This window comes from Streptomyces sp. NH27, from assembly GCF_056859195.1.
Map to the genome: position 1 here is coordinate 1 of NZ_JACEGK010000959.1, position 1,270 is coordinate 1,270.

The 1,270-nt window shown below is 71.5% G+C and carries 1 protein-coding gene; it reads right to left on the reverse strand.

Annotated elements, in window-relative coordinates; translation table 11 throughout:
- Nucleotides 1–1,258, reverse strand: a 1,258-nt coding sequence (locus AC13HU_RS37395) for a hypothetical protein (RefSeq protein ID WP_483046456.1), incomplete at its 3' end; no start/stop codon positions are given.
- Between the last annotated feature and the right edge of the window lie 12 nt (nucleotides 1,259–1,270).

Consider the following 1,270-nt stretch of genomic DNA (forward strand, 5'->3'; position numbering starts at 1 on the left):
GGTGGCGGGTGCCGTCGTCGGTGGTGCCCGGGGCGGGCTTGAAGAGCCCGAGGACGGCGGCGTCGCCGGTGACCGCGGTGACGTGGTCACCAGGGGCGAACGCGGTGGTGCCGGGCGGCAGCGGGTCGTCGTTGGCGTGCTGCACGAACTCCGAGAGCAGCGGCTTGAGTTCGCGGCCGACCGGCTGGAGCCAGCCGGTGTTCAGCGCGGTGGCGGCGTCGTAGAGCGGGGTGCGCTTGCCGTCGGTGGTGATGAGGGCCTGCGTGTAGCCCTCGCCGCGGGCCGGGTCGGGAGTCCAGTAGGTGAAGTACTGGATGCCCTTGCAGCCGTACGCCAGGCTGATGTTGACCTGCCAGGCCAACTGCGAGGCGGTGGGCACCCGGTGGTTGTTGTAGCCGGTCGACTGGATGTAGGTCCACGCGGGCAGACCGGACTTCAGCGACGCGGCGCGGACGATCGCCCAGGTGTCGAAGTAGTTGATGTCGATCCCGTCGGTCAGGATCGGATAGCGGTCGAAGGAGATCAGCGCGGGCTTCACCGAGTCGACGTAGGTCTGCACGAAGTCGGCGTACGTCGCGCCGTTGCCGCGGTTGATGTTCGCGTACGGCAGCAGGGCGGGCGCGGTCCTGCGGACGATGCCGGTCAGCGCGCCGACGGTGGGGAAACGGGCGCGGGCGGGCTCGTCGTAGACGCTGAGGCCCGCCAGCGACGGGTGGTTGGCGTAACTGCCCAGCGAGGTGCGCACCCAGGAGGTGGCATCGGCCGTCGTGATCGACGACGGCACGCTCCGGTCGTCGGTGACCGTCATGTACTGGGCGATCGCCTCGATCCGCGGGTCGTTCGCGACCACCACCTTCAGCCCGACCTGGTCGGCCATGCCCAGCGCGTAGCCCACGCTGCGCGCGTCGAACTGGTAGTTGCCGGTGATCAGGAAGGTGAAGCCGGCGTCCGTCATCTCCCGGTACCGGGCGAGCGTGGTCTCGTACGGGTGCGGCGGCCAGAACAGCCCGATCGGGAAGTCCGGTCCCCCGGTGAGCGGCAGGTCCGCGCTCGCGGCGTCCAGCGGTACGTCCGCCGGGCCCGCCGCGCCTGCCGCGCTCCTCGTGGCCGGGATGCCTCTCAGGCCCGCCGCCTCCGCCCGGCCCGACGCCAACCCGCCTGCCGCGAGCACCCCGGCCCCCAACCCGGCCGCTTGCAGCAGCGCCCGGCGGTTCACCCCGCGAGCCGATCCGTACGACGAGAGCTCCTGCTCCGGCATGCTCCACCCACT